The 20,977-nt window shown below is 35.8% G+C and carries 19 protein-coding genes; 6 read left to right on the top strand and 13 right to left on the bottom strand.

From position 1 onward, the window contains the following. Positions 1–34 precede the first annotated feature (34 nt). A complete protein-coding gene (locus MY04_RS10590; RefSeq protein WP_066209480.1) occupies positions 35–997 on the bottom strand; it encodes a hypothetical protein in 963 nt (320 codons plus the stop codon). A 290-nt stretch (positions 998–1,287) separates the two neighbouring features. On the opposite strand from MY04_RS10590, the gene MY04_RS10585 reads away from it, so the two are divergent. Together MY04_RS10585 and MY04_RS10580 are read left to right on the top strand one after the other, a co-directional pair. Further along, positions 1,288–2,436, top strand: coding sequence for a sensor histidine kinase (locus MY04_RS10585; RefSeq protein WP_066209478.1), 1,149 nt, complete (start codon positions 1,288–1,290; stop codon positions 2,434–2,436). Further along, entirely contained in the window at positions 2,433–2,846 is a 414-nt protein-coding gene (locus MY04_RS10580; protein WP_084005836.1) for a response regulator, read from the top strand. Before MY04_RS10585 ends, MY04_RS10580 begins: the two co-directional genes overlap by 4 nt. Before the next feature lie 7 nt (positions 2,847–2,853). On the opposite strand, the gene MY04_RS10575 is transcribed toward MY04_RS10580, so the two are convergent. Continuing rightward, entirely contained in the window at positions 2,854–3,375 is a 522-nt protein-coding gene (locus tag MY04_RS10575; protein ID WP_066209474.1) for a DinB family protein, read from the bottom strand. Between the two features lie 161 nt (positions 3,376–3,536). Here MY04_RS10575 and MY04_RS10570 point away from each other — a divergent pair, with 161 nt between their 5' ends. Then, on the top strand, positions 3,537–4,277 hold the full coding sequence (locus tag MY04_RS10570; protein ID WP_066209472.1) for a hypothetical protein: 741 nt from the start codon (positions 3,537–3,539) through the stop codon (positions 4,275–4,277). Between the two features lie 226 nt (positions 4,278–4,503). Here the strand turns inward: MY04_RS10570 and MY04_RS10565 are convergent, their stop codons facing one another. From MY04_RS10565 to MY04_RS10530, 8 genes are all read right to left on the bottom strand, one after another. Next, positions 4,504–6,573 carry a glycoside hydrolase gene (locus tag MY04_RS10565; protein ID WP_066209470.1) on the bottom strand — a complete coding sequence of 690 codons (2,070 nt, stop codon included), beginning with the start codon at positions 6,571–6,573 and terminating at the stop codon, positions 4,504–4,506. 241 nt (positions 6,574–6,814) lie between these two features. After that, positions 6,815–7,135, bottom strand: coding sequence for a hypothetical protein (locus MY04_RS10560; RefSeq protein ID WP_066209468.1), 321 nt, complete (start codon positions 7,133–7,135; stop codon positions 6,815–6,817). Positions 7,136–7,148: 13 nt separating this feature from the next. Continuing rightward, complete coding sequence (locus MY04_RS10555; RefSeq protein WP_066209466.1) at positions 7,149–7,601, bottom strand: hypothetical protein; 453 nt, start codon at positions 7,599–7,601, stop codon at positions 7,149–7,151. Positions 7,602–7,758: 157 nt separating this feature from the next. Then, positions 7,759–9,270: a ComEC/Rec2 family competence protein gene (locus MY04_RS10550; protein WP_066209464.1), complete on the bottom strand. Its 1,512-nt coding sequence runs from the start codon at positions 9,268–9,270 to the stop codon at positions 7,759–7,761. A gap of 189 nt (positions 9,271–9,459) precedes the next feature. Beyond that, positions 9,460–9,600, bottom strand: a complete 141-nt coding sequence (locus MY04_RS10545) for a tyrosine-type recombinase/integrase (RefSeq protein ID WP_084006010.1) — start codon at positions 9,598–9,600, stop codon at positions 9,460–9,462. Positions 9,601–9,638: 38 nt separating this feature from the next. After that, entirely contained in the window at positions 9,639–10,091 is a 453-nt protein-coding gene (locus MY04_RS10540) for a DUF1905 domain-containing protein (RefSeq protein WP_066209462.1), read from the bottom strand. Then, positions 10,091–11,041 (bottom strand): hypothetical protein, encoded by a 951-nt coding sequence (locus MY04_RS10535; RefSeq protein ID WP_066209460.1) that lies wholly within the window; start codon positions 11,039–11,041, stop codon positions 10,091–10,093. Before MY04_RS10535 ends, MY04_RS10540 begins: the two co-directional genes overlap by 1 nt. Before the next feature lie 403 nt (positions 11,042–11,444). Next, positions 11,445–12,653, bottom strand: coding sequence for a CobW family GTP-binding protein (locus MY04_RS10530; RefSeq protein ID WP_066209458.1), 1,209 nt, complete (start codon positions 12,651–12,653; stop codon positions 11,445–11,447). Positions 12,654–13,148: 495 nt separating this feature from the next. Between MY04_RS10530 and MY04_RS10525 the strand changes: the two genes are divergently transcribed. Then, complete coding sequence (locus MY04_RS10525; protein WP_066209456.1) at positions 13,149–14,783, top strand: ABC-F family ATP-binding cassette domain-containing protein; 1,635 nt, start codon at positions 13,149–13,151, stop codon at positions 14,781–14,783. Between the two features lie 4 nt (positions 14,784–14,787). Further along, a complete protein-coding gene (locus tag MY04_RS10520; protein WP_066209454.1) occupies positions 14,788–15,015 on the top strand; it encodes a hypothetical protein in 228 nt (75 codons plus the stop codon). 385 nt (positions 15,016–15,400) lie between these two features. Here the strand turns inward: MY04_RS10520 and MY04_RS10515 are convergent, their stop codons facing one another. The 3 genes from MY04_RS10515 to MY04_RS10505 form a co-directional block, all read right to left on the bottom strand. After that, positions 15,401–17,686 (bottom strand): FdhF/YdeP family oxidoreductase, encoded by a 2,286-nt coding sequence (locus MY04_RS10515; protein WP_066209452.1) that lies wholly within the window; start codon positions 17,684–17,686, stop codon positions 15,401–15,403. A 151-nt stretch (positions 17,687–17,837) separates the two neighbouring features. Beyond that, positions 17,838–18,650: an alpha/beta hydrolase gene (locus MY04_RS10510; RefSeq protein ID WP_066209450.1), complete on the bottom strand. Its 813-nt coding sequence runs from the start codon at positions 18,648–18,650 to the stop codon at positions 17,838–17,840. Further along, positions 18,650–19,765, bottom strand: coding sequence for a Zn-dependent alcohol dehydrogenase (locus MY04_RS10505; RefSeq protein ID WP_066209448.1), 1,116 nt, complete (start codon positions 19,763–19,765; stop codon positions 18,650–18,652). Before MY04_RS10505 ends, MY04_RS10510 begins: the two co-directional genes overlap by 1 nt. 257 nt (positions 19,766–20,022) lie before the next feature. Here MY04_RS10505 and MY04_RS10500 point away from each other — a divergent pair, with 257 nt between their 5' ends. Beyond that, positions 20,023–20,880, top strand: coding sequence for an AraC family transcriptional regulator (locus tag MY04_RS10500; RefSeq protein ID WP_066209446.1), 858 nt, complete (start codon positions 20,023–20,025; stop codon positions 20,878–20,880). The last annotated feature ends 97 nt before the right edge of the window (positions 20,881–20,977 follow it).

The raw sequence follows: 20,977 nt of genomic DNA, 5'->3' as shown, positions 1-20,977 counted from the left end.
ATTGAAAGGTTTTGTATATTGTTATGCTAGCAGACTATTTGATGCTGATTTTACCATTTACCCAATCCGGTAAATAAAAATTCATCCCTGTTTTTTCTTCAATATCTACTAATTTGTTTCTTAACTCAACACTTCTTAGACCTAATGTTTGACGCAGTTTATTGGTCTGATCGAGTGTCGATTTTTTCGGGGAGTTTAGAAAACCATAACCAATGGCACTTCCACTAGAAGTAACAGTAAGGTACCAATCTTCCATAAGTGCGATTTCATAAGGAGAGATTTCTCCTCTATCCAATGCTTGTAAAAGTTGTGGTTTTAATGACTTAAATAAGGTGTCTTTTTGGTTATACTCTTTCGACATAGAGTTATGGTGACTTACAATTGTGGACATCCAATAATTGTTTCCAATCAGTTTTTCACCAGGATAGCCTTCTTTCTCCATCATTTCTCCAAGTACCTCCATTTGTGCCTCACTGTGTGGCACAAACTTATTGTTGATATATTTCTTTTGTGCTTTATCACCCCACTTAATAAATGCTCCAAATGCCTTCTTTTGGTCATTTTTAAACATTTGATGTACTTCTTCTCTCATCGCTAGATTCAATTTATTGGAATAACTACTTCTTAATGTTTCGTATTCTTTCATTAATTCTGTCCAACGATCATCAGATTGTAGCACCTTTAAATAGATATTCTTTTTTAGACTTTTTTTACTCCAACCATTTGATATTCCATTTTTTATGAAAACAAAAGCAAGTTCCTTTTTGTTACACTTAAGTGCCACCTGAGAAGCCACTTTATAATCTCGAAGAAATACAAATTTATAATCATCAAATAATTTGATGTAAACTTGTAGTGACTCATCGAATCGTTCTGTACTAATTAAATTTTCAGCCAAATCGATTCTTTGATGATATTCGATGTAACTATTGTTTTGAATTGCTGTATTACCCCAAAAAGAAAAGAAAATGAGGACTAAAAATAGAGACCTGAACATGATCGGAAGATTTTATTAAAAAGCAACAAGTAGATTCTTCTATCATAGTCACTTATATCAAACAGTTGGTTTAAAAACATAAGAAGAAATATATAAAATCATATTCTGATGAATTAATATTAGATTACTTACATGAGGTGTTTATATGTTTCAAATTGAGGTTTTATTTATTACATTAATAGAATGATATGAAATGTAAACCAGCTACTTATATCTACCGCTAGTAAATATCTTAAACATCAAACGCTTTCTTTTATAAATATTCGAAAGCGTAAATTAACTATTTCTGTATGCCTTTAAACAATTCAATTAACATCAAAGAGGAATCTTTTGATCAAATTATTGAGGAAAAAGATCAAATCCTTTCCCTGATTTACGACACTGTTGGTGATGTTATTTTTGCCTTAAATGTTATTGAAAATCAAGACTTTGTTTTTAGCTCTGTCAACAAAACTTTTTTAAATGCCACAGGTCTAAAAAGAGAGCAAGTAATTGGTCAAAATGTAAAAAATGTAATTCCAGAACCCTCTTTATCTATCGTTTTAGGACACTATGAGACAGCTATAAAAACTAAATCGACGGTGAGTTGGGAAGAAATTACTCCTTACCCAACAGGTCTTAAAATAGGAGAGGTAAGGATTGCACCTGTCTTTGATCAGAACGATAATTGCAAAATGATTATCGGTAGTGTTCATGATATTACCGAAAGTAGAATGTATGCTAAGAAATTGGAGGAATCCATGGAAAAGATTGCCCAGAAAAACTACGATTTAGAGCAATTGGGTTACATCACTTCTCATGATCTTAAAGAGCCACTGAATACCATTCAGAGTTTTTCTATGTTACTGAAGGAGGAACTTCATAACAAGGAAGAGATGGAAAATTCTCTCAAGTTTATAGACTATATTAACTCTGCAACAGAAAGGATGCAAGTTCTCTTAAAAGGGATGTTGGATTATAACATTATTGGAGAAAAATTGGAAGTAAAAGAAACCAATATACAATCTATCGTCAATAATGTGTTAGATGATTTAGCAGGAGCAATAATGAAAATTAATGCTCAGGTAAAAGTTGATGAACTTCCAACAATTAATGTTTACGAAACACAAATACGTACCTTATTTCAAAATCTAATAAGTAATGCCATTAAATACCGAAGACAAGATGTGGATGTAAACATCGAAATCAGATGTGAGCAGAAAGGCAATCAATGGTACTTTGAGGTGAATGATAATGGTATTGGTATAGATGAGGAATATTTTGACCGTGTATTTCATGTTTTTCAAAGACTTCATAAAAAAGAAGAGTTTGAAGGTGCCGGAATTGGTTTATCTATCTGTAAAAAAGTAACCGAATTACACGAAGGTCAGATTTGGGTAGAAAATAATTCGCCCCATGGGACCAAATTTTGTTTTACCATAAGTAATGAATTAAAATGATGCTGGATTGTATTATGAGTATTGATGATGATGATGCAACAAACTTTTATAATCAAACCATTATAAAAAGGTTGAACATCATTAAAGATCACTTGGTGTACGATGATGCTGAAAAAGCATTAACGTATTTATCTCAACCATCTGAAGAGATTAAAGTCCCTGATTTAATTCTCTTGGATATAAATATGCCTAAAGTAAATGGATGGGATTTTCTAGATAAGTATGTGGCCAATGGTTTTGATAAGAAGTTTGATAAAACCAAAATTATTGTCATTACTACTTCCAATAACCCATCAGATTTGATGAAGGTCGAGAAATATGATTGTGTTGCTGGTTTAGAAAATAAGGTAATTGATCCTGAAAAAATCAAAAACCTCTTTTCTAATTATTTTGGTTATTCGTTTACCTAACAAGCATTTATTTATATAAAGGGAGATATCTTTCTCGGATCACATTTAAATGATGTATCTGATGGGCTGCTATGGTTAATCCTATAGAAAATAAAGGCATTTCGTATTCGAAAAACTTACAATTGGTTTTTAAAATATCTTCATTAAAACTCTTAAATAAAAGAATACTTGATTCACGGACAATACGAAGTTCTTCTATTAAAACTTCTAGTGGAATTTCATTTGCATTAGAATTCCTCGCCATGATTTCCTGATCGTGTGCCTCTGGAGTGCTGCCTTCTGATCGAGCAAAAATAATCGCTCGGAAGCCCCATATTCTTTCCCAATCAATCAAATGCTGAATAATTTGATGAAGCGTCCATTTGTCTTTTTCATAGGTTTTTAATCCTATTCTCTTTAATTGATCCACATCAATTTTATCAATTTCTTCCAAACTTAAACGAAGGGCTTCTTCAAGGCTGTTTCCTTCATTAAGCTGATATACATAGTCTAGAAATTCGGGGTTTTGTTTAGTATCAGATTTACTCATAGCAATTCGAAGTTAAATAATTGAAGAGGTAATTTATAAAAATTAATCTATCCTAAAAATCTTCACTACTTCTTGTGAAGTATAATTCATAAAAAAATAAAACCCTTATCATTCTCTAATTGATTTTATTACTTTTACTACACAATATAAATCAAGAATACATGAAAAATATAATCGGTTTTATCTTAGCATTGTGCTTATTATCAAATTGTGATTCTTCTGTGAATACCAATTCAAACAATAAAGCAAACGCGACTTCTAGTAAAGCTAAATCTTCAACTAACGATGCAATTTTAGGAAAAGATATGCATCAAATTGTGGTGAATGAAAAGATAGAATCTGGCGGGTATGTTTACATCAAAGTAACTGAAAATAATAAAGAATACTGGATGGCCGTTCCAGGTAGACCAGTTGAAATTGGAGCTACTTACTATTACAAAGGTGGTATGGAAATGCAAAACTTTAGAAGTAAAACATTAAACAAGACGTTTGAGAGTGTCATTTTTGCCGAAGGGATTCATGAAGATCTTAACAATATGGGTGGAGTGGCTAAAAAACAAGCCCCTCAAGGAAAACCAACAGTAGGTAAAATTGAAAAGGCAGCTAACGGTATCCAAATAGCAGAACTTTTTGAAAACCCTAAGCACTTCGAAAATAAAGAAGTGATTATTAAAGGAGAGGTGGTTAAAGTAAACAACGGGATTATGAACACCAACTTTGTACACCTTCAAGATGGAACTATCGGCAATGGAGAGTACGATATTACCTTAACAACCGATGATACTTTCGAAGTAGGAGAGGTAGTCACAATTAAAGGAAATGTGATCCTGAATAAGAATTTTGGTTCGGGTTATGTGTATGATATTTTGGTGGAGGAAGCAGTGAAATTAAAGAAAATATAAAGTTGAACTTTTATTTCTCTTTAGATACCAAAATTATTATGTACTTAGTATAAATAAGAAATTTGTAATTTTAGCCATTGAACTATCCTAAGTTTAATGGCTTATTTTATTAGCTTCAATTGCACTGGTTTAATTTTAAGTGAAAAAAGTAGCCAACAAAATGAATCGTCGACTACTAATTATGTCAGTTAACTAAAAGCGTTTATCTATCGAAATGCATCAAAAACTAATTGAAAGTGAGTTTAAAGCTTCCTTCCGAAACTTTACCATCACTGAAAGTTACTTTATATCCATAGGCAGGGATTACATCACCTGATTTTGTGGTTTGTTTTACTGGCCCCATATTCACAATCACTTCAGTTCCTGATGAGAATTGAGAACGTTGCACTTTGAAATCATCACTTAAATATTCGTGATTGGTTAACTCTGCAAAGAATGTTTCTCTGTTTACAGGACTTACCACTTGATTCGCGATTTGGATCATTTCTTTCATCCCTTCAAACTCATAAGGAGAGAAGAAAATAGTTGTACCCATTCCGAAAAGGATGTTTCTTAAAGATTTTACTCTGAAATCGCCATTGATTGAAATTTGGTTATCAGGATCTTGAATCTTACCAAAAATGGCGATAGCATCGTGATATACTAAGTTAAATAATGGTGCTCTATGAGAGAATTGAACTAGATTAGGATTAGGCAGGTACGTTAACCCTTCGAACATATCGAAGAAAGGAATAAACTGTTGTTGTCCGTGTTCTGTACCGTTAACCAAGTTCAGAGAATCGATGTATTTTGCTAGGTTGAATAAACCTGTGTTGTCTTCGTCTGGGAAAGTGGCAAAAGAGATGTCGGTAATGTCTGCTTCTAAGCCTAAAGCGGCAATCTCCTTGTGTAAACTTTTTCTTGCCAATCCCAATTGTTTGTTCTGATCGATGTTGGCCCAACGGCTACCTGTGTTCTTTAATTTTCCTTCATTATCTCTTGCGAATAAATCGGTATTAAACTCAGGATCGTTTTCTAAAGTGGCAGAATAGGCATGGTAAGAAGAATACAAATACCCATATTTCTTGGTAAGATCTACTGCTTTTTTCAGCTCTTTTACTCCTCCTAAATTCTCGTTGATAGGCCAACAATTAGGAACAAAATTAGAGAAGACGCCCCAAGCATGGAAGAAAGCATTATCCACTCCTAATTCATCGTGAGTAGTCAAAATAATATCTTGTAATTCTTTAAATGTAAAAGCCATTCCCGGCATTTCTACATAATGAGGGTAACCGCCATAAACCCCCATATAGATAGCACCTTGTAGTTTATTTACGTTAGGATCTCTTTCCGCTTTCTCTTTTAAAGAAACAAAGTAACCGTCTTTGATCGCTTGCTTTCTGTAGGCCTTTGCCATATCCACATGAGTCCCTTTAGGGATAAATTCGTAACGAATTAATTTACGCTCATTTTCTCTGTTGACTTTCCAAACTGGATCCAAGAAAGCAATTCTTTTATAAGGAGACATTACCCCTTTGCTGTTAAATAAATATTGTCCGTTGTTATTGATGTTAAAGAACATATCTGGTCTTGCCGATACATCTACAATACCTATTACAGCTGTTTTTTCTGTGTGTGTTCCCCACCAAGGCATGGTTAGACCAATTCCATTATTAAACAATGGTAGCTTTCCGCTTGTCTTTTTATAATAAGTAGCATCGTCCCACATACAAAAAGAACCGCCGTTCATTGGAGAAATGTAAGACGGACAAATGACTCCTTGTTTCTGAGGGATGACTGCAGCACCTTTGTCAACATCAGTTTCTAAGCTGAATGCTCTAGCAGGATATCTTAGTTCGGTAATGTTGTGCTCTCCTTTTTCAATGGATACGACTTCTACTTCTAATGAAGCATCAGTATCCGCTAATCTTAGTTCTGTTTGAATGATGATTCCTTCGGCTACTTTACCGTCATCAAAAGAAGGGTTATTAAAAGAGATGGCAACCTTATTATTTCCCTCTTTTTTAACTTCGATCTTTTTACTTGATGAAATATTCAGATTTTCAATTTTCCCTTTATTTTTTATGGTAAGAAGACCCGCAGTTTGTATCCAAGGATCGTCCTTCCAAAGGTGATTGGATTCTTTTTCTAATACAGTAAAGGAACCTGTTTTGTTATTTACAGTGACTTTAATTTGCTTGTTTTCGATAACCGTTTGTTTAGCATCATCAAGAGGAAGTGCTTGCGTTAAAAATGAACCTAATGTGAGTAGTAGGACCATCATTGAACGCATGAAAGTTTCATTTCTTTTCATCATAATAAGAGTTCAATATAGGCGATGATAAAAGAGCTTATTTTCTTTTTTAATCATGACCGTGCTGGAATTATTTAACTCTAGTAAAATTAGATGGAGGGGAGGAAATCGATGTTGTTTTAAATATTAAAAATATTGTTATGAATCCTTTTTTCGCCTTTTCTGATGAATAGAGAGGGATAGAGACAAATTTTAGACGTTGAGTGATGTGATGGATTTAGTTTGCTTCTTGCTTAGATGAATATTATTCTTCGTTTTTAACTCGCCCCTTCCTAAAAACGCCAATTGAATTATACTCAATTACAAAACTAAAATTTTCTTCCCATAACAAGTAATTAAAATCCAAACTTGTCAAACACTGTTCAAGATCAATAATCGGAATCGATCTTGAATTTTGTCTATCTAAAATGAGGTGAATCTTCTTTGATTCAAAGTAGTTTGAAATAGTCTTCAAAAAAGACTTCATATTTATTGTAGGCGGCTGTCCAATATGGAAGTATTCATTTTCCCAATCGACTTTATAAAGTAATCTTTTTGAGGTGTTAAAAAGGTCTCTTGATTCCATGGGAGGCTACTGATTACTTGATGAAAATAAATGTTGAATCAAGCAAGCTTGACACTAAGCTACCATTTGAATTCACCCCTACATGATATTTAGCTGGGATATTTGAACAACAATCATCGTTATATACTTCAGTATTGAAGTTTAGAGTATCATCTTTTGCTGACTTATAGTTTATTAAATAGCGGTTAAAAGAGGTCGATAAATTAAATCGTAGAGTTAATCCATCTTGTCTTAATTCAAATTCTTGTTCGTCTCCTTTATTATTGAAACCAATAATTTGAATTTCATCTGATTCAAAAGGTTGATCATATTCTGTTTCTTCAAAAAAAGGGTTGCCTTCAGTATCTTGTACTTCAAATAGAAATCTTGCATTAGCAGGGCAATCATCGTTTATACAATCATTACAGCTTGACAGGGTGAGGATTGTTGTTAATATTACGAGTAGTTGTTTTGTGGTTTTGTTCATGGTTTTTACTCAATTAGGAGGGGGTGTTTGATATTTGTGTTTAGTTTAAAATTTAGACTTTGATTTTCAATCGCGCCATATCATCCACCATAATAACTCTTTTTAAATTTAAAGTTCATTACTACCAATGAATTATAGTTGTTGTTATCTGTTTTATTTATTTCACATAATTAATAGGCCCATTAGCTACTCTCTCCATTTTATAAATATCCCATTTTGATAATGTCTTTTTTCCTCTAGACTTATTGGTTCTACTTTTTTCAAGTTTGTATGCCATGATGACTTTATTACCATCAGTTCTCAGAGTAATTGCTCCATAAACAGTAACATTTCTTTTGGTTAATTCCTCTATTAATTTATTTCTTTCATTTATTAATTTTTCTTTTTTTACATTGTCTTGTTCTAATTCAATCTGAGAAAGAATTTTTCCGATTTTAATATTTTTATCCCCTTCATCCTCCCTAGTTGAACGTGCCAATTCGGTACTTAGGATTAAAGGTCTCCAACCTCGTCCATGAAGTCCAATAGCACCTAATGTATCAGATCTAGGATGGGCATGAGATTCTTCGTCACCGCTAGAAATAACAGTCGCTGCTGAATTGACTGCTTGTAAAAAAGTATCTGTGAAATCAGCACTTCCATGATGGCAACATTTAGAAATATCGGATTCAAAAACTATTCTCGCTGATTGTATCATTGTTTTTTCTTCATTACAGTCAATAGGAGGCCATTTAATACCTGTATATTTTGAAAGAAGGCGAGCTTCAGATGAAGAATTCAGGTCTCCACCTAGTAAAATGGAAACATTTTTATAAACTAGTTTTAAAACTATAGAGTGACCATTTTTTGTTTTACCCTTATCATAAGATCCTCCAACAGGTTTAGTTCTAAACCATCTCAACATTTTTTTATTTTCCTCATCCCTATCGATAATAGGACTAAGTATTTGAATACTAAATTCTTTTGAGTCATCAAAACCAGATAAAAAAGTAGGATTATCGACTTCACCATCACTATAAAGCATCTTAATATTATTTTTTGTTCTATCTAAGGTTTTAAGACCATCTTTTAACAAGTTAGCATATAATTTTCTACCATAGTTAGAAGGAGTAGACAAAAAATTTTCTAAGTCTATTCTATTTTCAATGAGCTCTGTGATATATTTTAAGTTGTTAATTTTCTTTTCTTTACCAAATGGTTTTGAAGAACTATGCTCCATTATACCATTATGATAAATCTTATTGAACTTGACATTTTCATCATTAAATATTGGTTTATAGCCATTATAGTGATCTTTGTCAGGATGTGTAATTATAGCCATATCTAATTTTCTTGGGCCTCCTAAGAAATTGAATCTCCATTTTAAATATCTATACATATTATCAGAGACTCCGGCATCTATAATAATTTTTTCGTCATTAGGAGTAACTACTAAGCATCCATCACCTTGACCTACATCAACAAAAATTATATCAAGTAGTTTTTCTTCTTGTAAATCATCTTTAAACATGAATCCACTAATTCCTCTAGTATGGACAGGATACATATTATTTTTAATTTCGCCATCAATTCTAACCCAATCACCCCATAACAAATGTTGAATTTGATTTCCATCCTTATCATATACTTTTGCTGAAGGATAAGCTGCATATTTATATGTAAAACTCATTTTAGTTAGTTATTTAGATGTAATACATTAATTTATGATTAGTAATATTAGATAAACGTAATGGCGTTTATCCCTTAAATTTCATGGTTATACACTATATGGTGGATAACCATCAATAAAGAATTCTTCAATTAATTTACTAAATAATTGTAAACTAACAAATATTTAAATTCATTATTCTAATTTATATTACAAATTATCTAATGGACTTTTAATATTGCTTACTATTTTGGTAATCAAATGAGTATAAATCTGAGTGATTTGTGAGGAGGTATGTCCTAATAATAATTGTACATATCTTAAATCTACTCCACTTTCTAAAAGTAATATGAATCGAGATCTTTCAAATTAAACCCTTGAGTACTCTTTCAAGAAGACAAAATCAACCGACTACACCTTTCAATCTGCTTATCAATATTCTTAATTCGATTGATTTGATAAATAATACTTCTCCTTTTCACTAAAGTAAGTTGATTGAATTTTTGTTTGATAACTTCATCCTGTTCTAAGAGGATTTCAAGTACTTCATTTACATCAACACCTAAAGGATCGGGATATTCTTTGATATGCAAAAGAACAGTATCTCCTAATTTTTTATGAATAAGTTCTAGATTCTTTTTTGATAAAATGATATAAAAGTGACCATCGCCTAAGTGATTTAGACCACAGCGGAAAGTGAGATTATTATCTAAAGTACAGAACAAATGCGTCTTCTTTTTCTGTTCAAACTGGTTGATGATATCAGCATCCAATTTTAGGTAAAAGTAGCCCCCTTTTCTTTTGTCGAGTTGTGAAATGATTTGTTCAGTTGAATAGGTCATTATTGCATCTTTTGAATATCAGAAAAACTTAATATAGGTTCAAACTCATAAAACTCATCCTTCTGATTTCTGAGGGATATGATTTTTATACAAAGCATTTTCTGATCATTAATAGGGTAATTGTATGTAATCACATTATTTAAAAACGTATCCATGCTTCTTGGATCTTTATCTTTGGACACCCCAAAGAGATAATCGAATTTGGCATATCTAGATTGAGTACCTATATATTTTTCTTTTTTGAAGTAAGTATTATGAGTTGTTCCAAATCCCCCAGCACAATCTACCCAACTTATAAATTCTTCTTTTTTGAGATGTTCTTCTTCATTGACAAAAGTCTTAAAAGTTTCCCCACCTACATGATCTCCTTCGTTTTCCTCTGGAAGTTCTTCTTCATCTTCTGTGGTGAGTTCAGAGAAATGGGTATCATCAAGATCTTTGAAATAGGAGGTGATTTTAGCAAGTTCGTCATCACTAAGTGAAAGGGTATTATTGGCATTTAAATAGAGATTTGCACCTTTCATTGAATAATTCCACCCTTTTTCCAAATAGGTTTCATCCAACGATCTATCAACTTTTTGATCATCCACCCAACGAAACAATAGATGAGATGTCTTTAATACATTTTCATCCAAATGTGTATCTTTTCCATTCTCAAAATAGAATCGATTTTCCTTCATTTGATCAACTACATAGACAAAACATGGAAACGATTCCACAGGATAATAAAAGTACTCCTCCTTTAATTGATTTTTTTGATATACAATCTTCACCACCTTCCCATCATCCTTATAATAAGAGGTATACTGATCCGCCTTAAATTCCTTCAAGTATTTCGCCTTACCCTGAATATCATAATAATGCTGACGGACTTTTTTTAATAAATCTTCATCAGAAGCCTGGGTAAACAAAGTGATGAAAAAGAAAAGAAAGAGGAAGTTGGTTTTCATGGTTTACTTAAATCGAGTATAGTTAGTTTAATACTTGTTCAATATAGAACTAAAATTTTTAGGTAGCAAATGTTAGGTAGCAGGTAGCAAGTAGTAGGTAGTAGGTGCTGAATTTACGCTCGTCTTTCTGGCGCCAATGTTAAGAGAAGCGTCATTGGTGACTGATAAACGTTAGAGGTCTCCTGACCTCGGTTTTTAATTAGGAGGTAGGAATTAGGAACTAGGAGTTGCTGAATTTACGCTCCTCATAACGCGGGCACGGGTTAGGAAACCCGCGCTAGGTGTTATGTACATACTCCCTAGCATACCCCATATATTCCTCCCACGAACCACCTAACATTTCACGTTTTTCATTTTTAATTTCACTTCACTCTTCACTTGAAAAGCCCCTAGGCTTTTCATTTCACTCTCCTTTCACACGAAGTATGTTCTTAGGCCAAGGATCCTCAAACTCAAATCCATTTTGATAAAGCTCAATTTCCTCTTCTGTGAGAAAACATGACTTTAAAGCATCCGTAAATCGGTCGACTTGTGAGGCATCGCCGATGACAGTTAAGTCGCATTGTCTATCACCGAAACGACCGGGATCTTTAGCCACCATTTCTTTTAGGAATGTGATTTCTTCTTCCACAAGGCCATTATCTTCATCTTCTAAGATGCCAGATCTCCAAGAACCGATAATTTCTAAGCTGATTCCGCCTGCGGCTTGATTCCATACTAATGAAAGCTTATTGCGGCTTGCTAACCAGAAAAAGCCTTTACTTCTATAGATTCTTTGATCTAGGTATTCATGACACACCTTCCAAAGGCGTTGAGGATGGAATGGTCGAACATCTTTTATTACCCTTGTCGCCATATTGTAAGGACGATCTTCCTTTTGCTCGGCTGCGAGTGCAGGTTGTAGTTCTTTGGTTAAAGAAGCGACTTTGGAGTAATCGTATTCATCAAGTTCTAGGATAGCATGAATATCTAATTGTCCATAATACAAAGAGTGAGTATAGGCAAATGGGTTGATACTTTTGACATGAGAAGAAATTACCTCGATTTTATCTTTTGCAATTCTATCACTTTTAGTAAGAAATAAGTGATTACAAAACAGAATTTGTTCCACTAAAAGATTAACTGTATCTCTCTTCCCCGTACTCAAGTTATGTTGGAACCTAGGAACCAAATGTTCCCCATAATTGAAATCTTGACCAAGCATCAAGCTATCTACAAGAGCAAAAACACCGACAAGCTTCAACGCCGACTGATTCTTAAAATATTCAATCAAAGGCATCGGGTGGCTACTTCCAGATGTTTCAATAATAATCAACTTAGGGTCTTGATGTGCCAACAATTTTTTAATTGCCTGCTCCATTTTCTCAATCCCTTTTTCACTACTTATTAAGCAGTTATGGATAGATTCTAATATACTTGTATCATCTTCTACCGCTTCAGTTGTACCCAATAATTCACCATCCACATCAAGTTCAGACATATCATTCACGATTGCACTAACAGGAATCTCATATTTAGTAGATTGGTTCAATAAATTTCTAAATAAAGTGGTTTTTCCTGACCCAAGAAATCCATTCAAGATCACAACGGGAATTCTATTCGACTGACTCATTTATATTTCTGGCGATTTAATTTATAATTTTCGAAAGATAAATTAATAGTAAAGTTGTTACAAGTTATGTTAGGTATTGTTGCGACAAAATTGCATTAAATAAGTAATAGGGAATAAGTAATAACTAATAGGTGCTGAGTGTACATAGACCACTGGCGCCAATGTTAAGCGAAGCGTCATTGGTGACTGATAAACGTTAGAGGTCTCCTGACCTCGGTTTTTAATTAGGAGTTAGGAATTAGGAGTTGCTGAATTTACGCTCCTCATTACGCGAGCACGAGTTAGGAAACCCGCACTAGATTTTATACACATACTCACCAACATACCCCATAAATTCCCCCCACGAACCACCTAATATTTCACGTTTTTCATTTTTCATTTTTAACTTTTCATTTAAACCCATATTTAAATTCAGAATCAAAAGGTCATTAATTCATTCCCCAAAAGCACAATTATGCCCCAAAAAGTTTACCTTTGCACCAAACATATATTTCAATGATTTCAGTAGACAATTTAGCAGTAGAATTTAACGGGGCAACACTTTTTAGTGATGTTTCTTTTGTGATCAATCCCAACGATAAAATTGCGTTGATGGGTAAGAATGGAGCAGGAAAATCGACCATGATGAAAATTGTGGCAGGGGTAGAGAAAGCAACAAAAGGGCAGGTGAGTGCTCCAAAGGATACCGTTATTGCCTACCTTCCTCAGCATTTGCTAACGGAGGATAATTGTACGGTCTTCGAAGAGGCTTCGAAAGCGTTCCAACATGTTTTCGAGATGAAGGAAAAGATGGAGTTTCTAAACAAAGAGTTGGAGACACGTACTGATTATGAAAGTCAGGAATATATGGACATCATCGAGAAGGTAACGGACTTGGGTGAGAAGTTCTATGCTTTGGAGGATGTGAATTATGATAAAGAGGTGGAGAAAGCTTTAAAAGGACTTGGTTTTAAGCAAGAGGACATGCACCGTCAGACTTCAGAGTTTTCTGGCGGATGGCGTATGCGTATCGAGTTGGCTAAAATTCTTCTTCAGAAGCCTGACTTGATTTTATTGGATGAGCCTACCAACCACATCGATATCGAGTCGGTGATTTGGTTAGAGGATTTCTTGGTCAATAAGGCACAAGCTGTGATGGTGATCTCCCACGATAGAGCATTTATTGATAACATCACGAACAGAACCATCGAGGTGACCATGGGTCGAATCTACGATTACAAGGCGAATTATACCCAATACCTTGAGTTGAGAGAGGACCGAAGAGCACATCAATTAAAAGCGTACCAAGAGCAGCAAAAGCTGATTGCCGATACCAAACAATTCATCGAACGATTTAAAGGGACGTATTCAAAAACCAACCAAGTATCCTCAAGAGAGCGAATGTTGGAGAAGTTGGTGCCGATAGAAATTGATGAAGTAGATACATCTGCATTAAAACTAAAATTCCCTCCATCACCACGTTCTGGAGAAATTGCAGTAACGGTTACCGACGTATCCAAATCTTATGGTGATCATGTCGTGTTCAAAGATGCGAACATGTCAATCAGAAGAGGGGAGAAGGTATCTTTTGTCGGCCGAAACGGAGAAGGTAAATCGACGATGTTGAAATCCATCCTCAAAGAAATTGATGTGGATGGAGGAGAAAGTGAATTAGGACATAATATTAAAGTGGGGTATTTCGCACAGAACCAAGCCTCATTGATGGATCCAAAATTAACCATTTTCCAAACCATCGACGAAGTAGCCAAAGGCGATATCAGAAAGCACATCAACAATATTCTTGGTCAGTTTATGTTTGGAGGCGACGATGTGGATAAAAAAGTCAGTGTATTATCAGGTGGTGAGAAAACACGTTTGGCCATGGTCAAATTACTTCTAGAACCTGTCAACCTTCTGATTCTCGATGAGCCAACCAACCACTTGGACTTAAAATCAAAAGATGTCTTGAAAGAGGCATTAAAATCATACGATGGCACCCTTATCCTAGTCTCTCACGATAGAGATTTCTTGCAGGGCCTATCAGAAAAAGTATTCGAGTTCAAAGACCAACGCGTCATCGAACACTTCGAAACCATCGACGAATACTTAAAAAGAAACAGAATTGAAAAACTAGCAGATATCAACTTATAATCTCATGAGAAAAACCAACAAACGCTACTACGGTAAAGCAATCAAAGAAAAGGCAAGCCTAATGATTGGAAGAGAAATCGATGTGGTCACTAAAGAAGGAAGATGCATCCACGGCATCCTCAAATCTGTAGACGATACCGCATATCATATCGTCGATCTTCTGGCCGGCAAACATAAGGTGGCGTTTGAGGAGATTGATGAGGTGATTGATAAGATTGAAGCGGAATATTAGGAACTAAGGAAGTAAGAAACTAAGGAACTAAGGTCTCGGAAAGAACTTAAAAATTAGGAGTGAGGAACTAGGAGGTAGGAGTTGCGGAATTTACGCTCCTCATGGCATAAATCTAAGGTTCGAAGGATAATATTATTTGTCCCTAGAACTCGTGCAGATGTTAAGCGATAGCGACATCTGAACCCCCAAACGTTAGAGATCTCCCGATCTCGTTTACACGTAAAATTAGTTCAAATGTTCCCCTGATTTACAAGTCCAAACATTTGCAAAAATGTAATGTTCAAAATATTTTAGTTCCTTAGTTCCTTAGTTCCTTAGTTCCTTAGTTCCTTAGTTCCTTAGTTAAAAACGAGCGTCAATTCAGCCAACTCCTAATTCCTAACTTCTACCTCCTAACTTCAACTTTCACTGATTTACTTATCGGCGTAAAGCTCACATCCGCATATTGATCGTTTGGAATAAGCACATTGGCCTCTGGGAAATAGGCGGCTAGGTTGCCCCTTGGGATGTCGTAAGGGATAATCATGAAGTTTTCGGCTTTGCGTTCGACTCCGTTGTAGTTACTGATGAGGTTGACTACATCGTAGGTTTTGAAACCTTTTTCGATGGCCTCTTCGTAATTCATCATCACGATTCTTCTTTCGTTGTAGATGCCGCGGTAGCGGTCGTCTAGGCCATAGATTGTGGTGTTGTATTGATCATGAGAACGGATTGTCATTAGAAGGTATTCGTCCTCTTTGAGGTCATGAGATGGCAGGGCATTGATGGAGAATTTAGCTGTGCCTCCTGGTAGTTTTGAGAAGTCGCCTTTACGGGCGTGGTTGGGGAGGTCGAAACCTGCTTTTTTTGCTCTTTCGGTGTAGTTATCGAAGCCTGTAAACACCTCCGATATTTTTTGTCTTGTAAGGTCGTAATCTTCTCCCAACTGTTGCCAAGGAATATGATGGTCCTCTCCGAAATAGGCTTTGCCGATGTTGGCAACAATTTCTGGTTCGCTCATCAAATTATTGGAACTTGGTTGAAGTCTACCTTGGGATTGATGCACTCTACCCATACTGTTCTCTACTGTCACAAATCTGTTTTTATCTGCTTCAGACCTTCCTAAAGTCGGCAGTATAAGTGATGTTTTCCCTGGGATGAGATGCGTTCTATTTAGTTTTGTGCTGATGGAAACGGTGAGGTTACAGTTCATCAAGGCTTGTGCGGTATAATTGGTATCTGATGCTGCCGATAAGAAGTTTCCCCCCAAGGCAATGAAAACTTTTGCATCCCCCTCGTACATCGCTTTGATGCATTTTACTACATCCAATCCTTCTTTAGTGGGTGGGTCAAAATTGAAGGCTTTCTTGAAACCATCATTCAATCTTTTCGATACATGATGCGTTATGCCCACCGTTCGATCACCTTGTACATTACTGTGTCCTCTCACCGGACAAGTACCGCCGCCTTTAATACCAATACTTCCTTTTAATAACAGTAAGTTGACACATTCTCTGATGTTATCCACCCCGTTTTTATGTTGAGTGAGACCCATCGCCCAACAGATAATTATTCTCTTTTTCTCGGCTAATAATTGCACGACTTCATCAATTTGATGTTCGTCGATGCCTGTCATTGCCAATAATTCTTCTTCTTTATATTGATGAATGTCTTTGATGAAATCGTCATACCCCGAAGTGTGTGTATTTATGAAATCATGATCAAAAACACCTCCTTTAGCTTCCTCAATCTTAGCCAGCTTTTTGATAATCAATTTTAATAAAGGCACATCCTGATTAATGCGTACTTGTAAATAATGATCTGTTATGGCCGTTCCTCCACCAATAATTCCTTTAGGTTCTTGTGGATTTTTAAATCGTACCAAAGCCGCTTCACGAAGTGGATTGATGGTGACTACTTTCCCTCCATTGTCTTTACATTTTTCTAAAGCGGATAACATTCTAGGGTGATTGGTTCCCGGATTCTGACCAATAACCATCACAACATCGGCATCTCCGAAGTCGTCTAAAGTGACTGATCCTTTACCGATACCTAATGTTTGGAACAGAGCCGCACCACTTGATTCGTGACACATATTGGAGCAATCGGGCATATTGTTGGTTCCAAAAGCTCGAATGAATAGACCATATAGAAAAGCGGCTTCGTTACTCGATCTTCCTGAAGTATAAAAAATACCTTGATCGGGATGATCTAATAATTTTAGTTCTTGGGCAATGATTTTAAAAGACTCTTCCCAAGAGATAGGTTCGTAATGTGTGCTTCCTTCTCTAAGGATCATTGGATCTGTGATACGACCGCTTTTGCCAATTTCAAAATCAGTCCAATGCGACATTTCTTCTACTGAATACTTTTTGAAGAAATCGATATTTACTCTTTTGTTGGTGGCTTCTTCTGCAATCGCTTTCACTCCATTCTCGCAAAACTCACCTAAATTTGATCGGTGATCTGGATCAGGCCAAGCACAGCCTGGACAGTCAAATCCACCTTTTTGATTCATTTTTGCTAAAGTGGCAATGGATTTAGCCAATCCCATTTCTTTCATTGCATGACCCAAAGCTATTTTTACGGCAGGTAATCCTGCAGCATAATCTTGAGGAGCTTTTAGTCGTATATCTGTAAACTCTACAGGGCCAACTGCAGAGATGTGTCTTTTTTCGGTAGTAGATTTCATAGTGTTTTTATTGCTTGTAGGGTGTTACAATTTAAGAAACAGTTTGCTGATTTCTATAAAAAAGTAGGGACGTTGCAGTGCAACGTCCGTACATAAGTCCCTACAAAATAGAGTAGGACAACACGCCTACTCAAATTGGAACATGGTGTACCTATTCTACAGGTACGTCTATTCTATTAAAAAAAACAAGTGTATCAGCAAGATGTTCTTGCCAATACTCCCATTGGTGTCCACCTTTAAATTCTTCGTATTCGTGAGGAATTCCTGCTGCTTCTAAATCAGCATGAAGTTTACGATTGTATTCAATCAATTCGTCGGTTTCCCCACAATCAAAACGGAAAGGAGGTAAGGTGTCTTTATGGTTGATAACTGCCGTAAATACATCTTCATTTTCTCTATCCGCCTGACGGTAAAAATCTACCGGTTCTTCCACAAATATTTTCATTTGCTCGATTTCTGTAATCGAACTATGTCCAGTTACTCCAGTATACTGATGTCCGTATTTCGCTCCAATTCTAAGGGCACCAAAACCACCCATCGAAAGGCCAGAGATAAATAACTTTGATTCATCAGATACTTGGGGAATATTCTCTCTTACCGCTTGAGGGACATCTTCTGCAATCCATTTCTCGAAGCTGAAGCCATCGTGATCGTTGTAAGCCGATCCATCACCCCAAAGTCCATCCGAAGGCATTGCTAAAACACAAGGAGCAATCTTACCTTCATCAATTAATCTTTTGGTAGTGATATGTGCCGCACCCATCATGGCCCAAATCCATGCACTGCCATAAACGCCGTGCAGAAGAGTTACGATAGGTAAATCTTGATGATCACCCTCGGGTACCCAAACACAAATATCTCCTCTACCTTTTAAATTATCGGTCTTTACCGTGATGAAACGTAGACCGTCCATTTCGAAACGAGGGTCCGAAAGTTCTGTTGTTCTAAATTTTGATTCAGCCATTATTCAAATACGATTACTCCTTTAGCATTTTTACCCGCAAGCATGTCGTCGAATGCTTGACCTAATTTTTCTAGTGGATAAGTTCTTGTGATCATCTGATCCAACATCAAGTCGCCTTTGTTGTATAAGTTGACCAACTTAGGGAAATCGATTTCAGGTCTTGCACCACCATAAAGTGGGTTGATGTAGACTTTATCCCATTCGAATAATCGCATATCAATCGTGATTTCTTCTTCGATACCACTTACTTGAATCGCCGTACCAGCATTTCTAACCATGGCAAGAGGAGCGGCTCCAAGTGCTGGAATTGCAGTACATTCGAAAGCATAATCGGCACCTCTACCGTCTGTCATTTCTTTGACTAACTCCGATGCTTTCATCAATCCGATATCATCTTTTTCAGCTAGGATGGTATGAGTGGCACCGAATTGCATGGCCATTTCTAAACGCTCAGGGTTGATATCTACAGCAATAATCTTTGCTGCTCCAGAAATACGAGCTCCTTGGATAACGTTCAGACCAACACCTCCTGTCCCTAAAACTACAGCAGAAGTTCCTGCTTGAAGCTTCGCCGTGTTGACTACAGAACCATAACCTGTCATTACCCCACAGCTAATGATACTAGCAGATGACATTGGCATATCTGAATCCAACTTTACACAAGCCGATGCCTTCACTAAAGTATATTCTGCAATCGTACCTATGTTGAATGATCGCTCGATCGCTTCTCCTTCGTATTTTGTACCTTCTAAATGTGCGTGTCCAGGTGTATAACCATTGCCTCCGGCTGTTACAGGAGAGTTGGTTTCACAAATATGTTGATTGCCATCTTGGCATTGGAAACAAGTTTTACAAGGTGTTGCCCAATTAAGAATAACTTTGTCGCCAGGTTTTAGGTGAGTGACTTCATTTCCTACTTTTTCTACGATACCAGCACCTTCGTGTCCCAATACAATCGACTTTCCCCAATTTAATGAGTCGTGGTCAGTGTGACATAAACCTGCAGCTTTTACCTTTACAAGTACTTCATCTGCAAGAGGTTCACCCACCTCAATAGTGTCGATAATAAAGTTTCCATTACCGGTGCCAATAGCAGCTTTTGATATAATGCTCATAGCGCGAGTATATATTTGTTATTATGTTAGTGTCCATTCATGATTTCAACAAAAAATTTCCTCGAAAATTGATCATGGAATCATGCATCAAAAAGTTTGGGAGTACATTATTTATAAAAAAATAGTTTCCTCGTTTTACAAATGAACATCATTTATTCTATCATGTTGTTCTTTATTTTGATTGAAAAGTTATGTATTTTGCGTATCAAACGAATGAAGTGAAACAACACTACTATATATACATAACTTTTTAATCTATGAAGGCCATTTTAGAAAAGGTCATCACTCAGGATGAATCCACACTTAGAGCTTTTAAATATACCAATGAACGATTCGTAACTCCATGGCATTTGCACCCGGAGTACGAACTGACTTACATTATTAAAAGTACTGGAAGTAGATATGTCGGAAACAATGTATCTGATTACCAACCGGGCGAATTGGTATTAATTGGTCCTAACCTTCCTCATTGTTGGAAGGACGATTCTACACACGAAGACAATGTAGAATCTTTGGTACTGCAATGGCCAAAAGAACTAATTGAACCACTTTTCTCATTTTCCGATATCAAATATGCATTTAAGAATGTGGAAAGGGGGATTTTTTTTAAGAATGCGGATTCTATCAACGTGAAGGAAAAGATGTTAGCTATTATCAATGCTAATCATTGGGAAAGGTATTCAAAGTTTATATCCTTATTAGGTGAATTACATCAACTTAAAGAAAGACAGGCTTTAGCAGGGGAGTCCTATTCCTACGAATCATCTAAAGATACCAATAATCGAATTGAAGTAGTTCAAAACTTTGTGGAACAAAACTTCTCAAGAAAAATTAAACTCTCCGAAATCGCCGAAGAACTAAGCATGACCGAGCAATCATTCTCCAGATTCTTCTCTAAAAATATGCAGCGCCCTTTCTTCGTTTACCTCAACGAATATCGTATCAACCGTGTGAGTCGATTATTATTGGAAACGGATATGCAGGTGGCGGAAATTGGATATACCTGCGGGTATGAAAGTCTTCCTTTCTTCTACCAACAGTTTAAAAAGTTTAAGGGGTACTCGCCGTTGGGGTTTCGGAAGATGTATAGAAATACTTTAGCAGGTAGCAGGTAGCAGGTAGCAGGTAGCAGGTAGCAGGTAGCAGGTAGCAGGTAGTAGGTTCGGAATTTACGCTCTGTTTTTTAATTAAAAATGAAAAGTTAAAAATGAA

The sequence above is a fragment of the Flammeovirga sp. MY04 genome (assembly GCF_001682195.2).
Lineage (GTDB): Bacteria > Bacteroidota > Bacteroidia > Cytophagales > Flammeovirgaceae > Flammeovirga > Flammeovirga yaeyamensis.
Note: the sequence above shows the minus strand (reverse complement) of the source record. Positions and strands in the feature narration are given on the sequence as shown.